The organism is Desulfosarcina sp. (assembly GCF_046496365.1).
Lineage (GTDB): Bacteria > Desulfobacterota > Desulfobacteria > Desulfobacterales > Desulfosarcinaceae > Desulfosarcina.
In genome coordinates this window covers 1-4,954 of the sequence record NZ_JAWOHB010000027.1, presented here as the reverse complement: position 1 = coordinate 4,954, position 4,954 = coordinate 1, and the positions used below count along the sequence as shown (strand labels likewise).

Below are 4,954 nucleotides of genomic sequence, written 5' to 3'. Positions count from 1 at the left end.
GATTCTGTTTGGCGGCATGATCAAAGACCTTGTTGCAGCCGAAGATCTTCTTTCCCGTCTTCGGATTGATATAGTCATCCAAGGCCAGGAGCAACCGGCCATCTGTCAGAGGGTCAGGAATCATCTTCCATAGCGATTGCCACAGCTGGCTCCAGGGTATTTTGCCATGAAGGTGTAAAAGCGTTTTTTTTTGGCCATGCCGGTAAACCCGAAAAGCGTTTGCAGGCAACGGAGCAGATTGGAAGTCTTGGAAGAAGTAAATGGAATGATGACCGCGATAAGCGTAGACAAACCAGATTCCGCGTTCGTCGCCTTTTCGAGAAAGAGCAAATTCTCTTTTGAGTTTTTCGAGGATGTCGTGTAGTGTGATCATTGCGAGGTTCCTCCTGTTGTGGTGGTTTGTTTCGGTCAAAAATGAACATACCACAACAGCTATGCCCGCAAATAACGGTTGGCATCAATATTGCTGATCAGCCAATAACGCAACGAGTCGATCGGGCAGATCCGGTCGCCGGATAATCTTTTTCATCTCGGGACTGATCCGCTGCTGGTTCCTTTTCTCGTCTTTCAATTTCTCTGTCGCCAGGCGAGAGTCGATTTTCGCAAAGCGCTCTTCCAATGTGCTGCAACCATCGAGGATGATCTTTTGGTACTCGGGGTTATCCAAATTTTCACCAACGGCGTATCGGCAAGGATCGTGCGCAGCGTTCGATTCAGCGATATCGTGCCGCATCTTTTACGGCTGCAGCGTTTGATGTCCCTAAAAAAGCGCTCCATCAAATTGTTCGTACGTTGGGGCTGGATCGTGACCTGTCCGTCCGGTGTATCGACGGTGATCGGGTCGGCAAAAAGCTTCTCCCAATACTTATCGATCTGGGCGCGCATCTTCTGATATTCTTCGGTGTCCGGGATCATTTTGCGAAATAGTTCTACTTTCTTCTCGATGTTTTTGATGTCCGCATCCCGACCATCGTCGTTAAGGCCTTTTTTGCCCTCCGGCGGCGCGATCGCCAGAGCTTCGCGCAGCTTTTCAAATACCTCTACCTTCTTTTGCATCTGGATCGCCGCTTTGCTAAGCTGCTGGTCTTCAACAATACGTGTCAGCGGCCGCCAAAGCCGCGCAAGCTCCCTGCTGCGGATCGATTGCTTGTCGATCAAACCATGTAAAGCTTTCAACCTTCGATAGAAGATCAAATGCGGGCAATCGAAAGGAAAACCGTAACCATCGAGTGCGGAGGTGTCAAAGCACCAGTGAATGAGGGTATAAGCGCCAAGCAGCGGCACTTTTGGCAACGCCAGGGGATCAATGCTGCCGCGGTCAATGTCGGTGGCCAGGCGACGGACGCTGCTATCATCTTCACCGATAAGCTTCTTCAATACGTTGATCCGCTGGCGCAGCACGGAGCGGATCTTGTGCTTCTTTAGCCGGTTGCGGATCAAAGCGTATTCTTTTTCAAACAAATCCTTGCCGATGTCGCGTAAAAAATGAAAGTGGCAGATAAAATCCCGCACCCCTGCAAACACGAACGCGATGGCCGACATCAACCCATGGCCCATATCATGCACCAGCGCGAGCGGTTCGCCGTATTGGCGCTTGATCCGGCGTAAAAACGGGATCAGCAGCACGGCCTTTTCAGATGGCAGCTTGATGTTGTCCAGCACGATCTGGGCGATGCCGTCGATGCCGCTAACCAGGTGCAAACTGTCGCCTTCGCAGGTGCCGTCGAGATGCAAAATGTAGCCGCCGCGCAACACCATCGCCTGCCTCAGCCGCTTACGGCTCTGCCGGTGTGCCAGTGCCAGGTAGGCGATAAACTTTTTACCCAAATAGGAGATCTCGCGTGCCGATATCGGCACGTTCTTTCGTCCCAAGGCCGCCATGATCTGCCGCTCATTGTAGCCCTCGACAAACAGTGCGCGGCCAACATAAACGAGCACATCGTAACCAAAAGTACACCGATAGGGCGTAAGCGCGCGCAGTTGTCGGCTGCTAAAGAGGCTCCCCGCACTGTCTTGTAAAATCGTCTCTCTGGCGCAAAAGGGACCGATCGTAAGGGTGATGACAGTCTTTTTACTGGCTTTGATCACCCGGAGCCCGCCCCTGGAACCTTCGCTGCGGGGATAGAAATCGATGGTCGGTTTTTCGGGAAAAAGGCTCGCAGCGCGGTGCTGATCGGTAATCTTTGCGATGTAGTGGCTCAGCCACATCACTGCCGGGTATCCGCAGTTTTTTTTACCAGATCGTGCCTCTCTAAAAACGCCCGGATCGCTTCGGGCTCAACCCATTGCCCCTGATGTGCAATCCGCGTGGCCAACTGTTCGATACCGATCCCGGGATCTTTTACAAGTTCAACCAAAATCATCACCGCCTCCGAATCGGTCGGCATGCCTGCGCCCTTGCGGTCGCTGGCCCGTGCGTGCTGCTGAAGGGTGTAAATCTCGGGCCCTGCCGAAAAATAGACAAAGCGCCCCTCATGTTTTTCGCGCTTTACGCCGGGCACCCGGGCCATGCGCGAGATGAAAGAGCTGTTGAACGGTAAATCCACAAGCCGCGCAATCTCGACGGCGCTCAGGCCCCTGGCCGATTTGTTGATCATCGCCACGAGCGTTTGCTTCAAATTGCCATGCGTTGAAAATAGCACCCGCTGATAGCGCCATAGACCGTTCGGATCGAACACGGGCACCTCGGGCAGGGTATAGTAGCGGCCATTTTGATTGATACTGGTTAAACTGCGCCATTCTTTCAGCCGTCGCCTCACGGTGATCACCGAACACTTGAGCCACTGCACAAGTTGTTCGATGGTGGCGATCTTTTGTCGCCGGAAGTTCTCCAGAACCTTTTTGTCATCCATGGCCCACCGCCTGATAATATATGCGCAATAGAACCTAAATTGCGCATATATTATCACTATCGCGGGCCCTGGATCAACCCTTTTTCGGCTGATTATTCAAGAAAATACGCCAAAAGTAGCCTCAAATACCGGATCTTTGGCAAAACGCATACTTGTTCATAAATTTCCAGCTGAGAGAGATTCAATATCGATAAGGCTTTACAGAAATCCAACCGTCATTTGCGGGCATAGCACAACAGGGCCTCGAAACCCACTATAAACGTCTGAAATATTTCAAAATACAGAAGTAATCGGCAAAAAATCGGTCCGATATTCGTAGCAATTTCAATAGGTTACGAAGGACCCCATTTTTACCAACCCACTGTTATTGTTGCATATTTTTGGATAGGCGCGATTGATTGCCCGCTGCCGGCTCTGCTAGAAAATTGGGAAACTACAGATTTGTTTATTAATGCGGCAAATAGGTCAAGCTCGCTGCATTATCCTGCATGCTTAAGGAACTGAAATCAAATGTGCCTGCCGGTTATGCCAGGATAGGCAGGCACTAGTTTTCAATATCCTTTTTCAGACTTTCGAATTCTTCTTTTGTGATGTCTCCTTTGGCATATCTTTTTTTCAGGATATCCAGGGGTGTCTCTCTCGGCTGTCCTCCCCCCGATTCACCGGATCTCCTGGGCTGTATGACAAAGATGTAGATGAGAAATGCGGCCACGGCCAGGAAAATCAGCCACATAAATATTCCACCAAACCAGAAGTCCATCATGTGGCCGCCGTAGGGCCCCGATTGGCCCATCGGATATCGAGTGCAGGACCAGAAAGAAAGAAAAAAAGGGGGCCGAGTAGGAAAGGCAAGTGTTTTATCTTCATGTTCGTCTCCTCAGAGGATCAATTCATATCTTGATACTGCGCAGCCGCAGCGAATTTGCCACGACCGACACCGAACTGAAGCTCATGGCTGCGGCGGCGATCATGGGAGAAAGCAGCAACCCGAAGACCGGATAGAGCACGCCGGCGGCGATGGGCACGCCGAGGGCGTTGTATATGAAGGCAAAGAAGAGGTTCTCCTTTATGTTGCGCATGGTGGCCTTTGACAGAAGGCGCGCCCGCACGATGCCACGAAGGTCGCCCTTGACCAAGGTCACGCGCGCGCTTTCCATGGCCACGTCCGTTCCCGTGCCCATGGCGATGCCGACCTCGGCCTGGGCCAAGGCGGGCGCATCGTTTATGCCGTCTCCGGCCATGGCGACGATGTGACCCTCTTTTTGAAGATTTTTGACTGTTTCGGCCTTGTTTTCGGGCAGGACTTCAGCCACGAAATCATCGATACCCAGTTTATCGGCCACGGCTTTGGCGGTGGTGTGGTTGTCACCGGTCAGCATGATGACTTTCACGTTTTCTTCGTGAAGCCTGTCGATGGCCTCCTGTGTCGATTCCTTGATGGGGTCCGACACGCTCACCAGGCCGGCGGCCTTGCCGTCCACGGCGACAAACATGGCGGTTCTGCCTTGACTTCGCAGCTTTTGCGCCTCGCCCTCGAGCGGCCCGACCTCAACCTGGAATTCTTCAAGCAGCTTGGCATTGCCCAGCAGGACCTGCTTGCCGTTCACGCGCCCGGAAACACCCCTGCCGGTGTGGGAGTTGAAATTTTCAGGTTCCATCGGTTCGATATCCCGCTCGCCGGCACCCGCGACGATTGCAGCTGCCAAGGGGTGTTCGCTGCTCTTTTCCAGGCTGGCGGCCAGCATCAGAAGCGTCCGTTCGTCGGTTGGTTCCACCGCAACCACGTCGGTCAGCTTCGGCTTGCCCTCGGTGAGAGTGCCGGTTTTATCCACAACCAGCGTGTCCACCTTGCGCAGGATTTCTATGGATTCGGCGTCCTTGAAAAGAACCCCGACGGTGGCACCCTTGCCGGTGGCCACCATTATGGACATGGGCGTGGCCAATCCGAGCGCACACGGGCAGGCAATGATCAGGACGGAGACCGCGGCGATGAGCGCATAGGCCATCCGGGGTTCAGGCCCGATGAGCGACCAGACGATGAAGGCCGCCACCGCAAACCCGATAACCGTCGGCACGAAATAGGCGGCTACGATGTCGGCCAG

At 53.3% G+C, this 4,954-nt stretch carries 4 protein-coding genes and 1 pseudogene; all 5 read right to left on the bottom strand.

The features are described from left to right. A pseudogene (locus tag R6V78_RS01700) lies at positions 1 to 373 on the bottom strand (hypothetical protein); the annotation flags it as partial. 194 nt (positions 374 to 567) lie between these two features. Then, positions 568 to 2,208: a transposase gene (locus R6V78_RS01695; RefSeq protein ID WP_410287590.1), complete on the bottom strand. Its 1,641-nt coding sequence runs from the start codon at positions 2,206 to 2,208 to the stop codon at positions 568 to 570. Then, a complete protein-coding gene (locus R6V78_RS01690) occupies positions 2,208 to 2,852 on the bottom strand; it encodes a hypothetical protein (RefSeq protein WP_410287589.1) in 645 nt (214 codons plus the stop codon). Before R6V78_RS01690 ends, R6V78_RS01695 begins: the two co-directional genes overlap by 1 nt. A 544-nt stretch (positions 2,853 to 3,396) precedes the next feature. Continuing rightward, positions 3,397 to 3,585, bottom strand: coding sequence for an SHOCT domain-containing protein (locus R6V78_RS01685; RefSeq protein WP_410287588.1), 189 nt, complete (start codon positions 3,583 to 3,585; stop codon positions 3,397 to 3,399). Positions 3,586 to 3,742: 157 nt separating this feature from the next. Continuing rightward, on the bottom strand, positions 3,743 to 4,954 hold a 1,212-nt coding region (locus R6V78_RS01680), incomplete at its 5' end, for a heavy metal translocating P-type ATPase (RefSeq protein ID WP_410287587.1).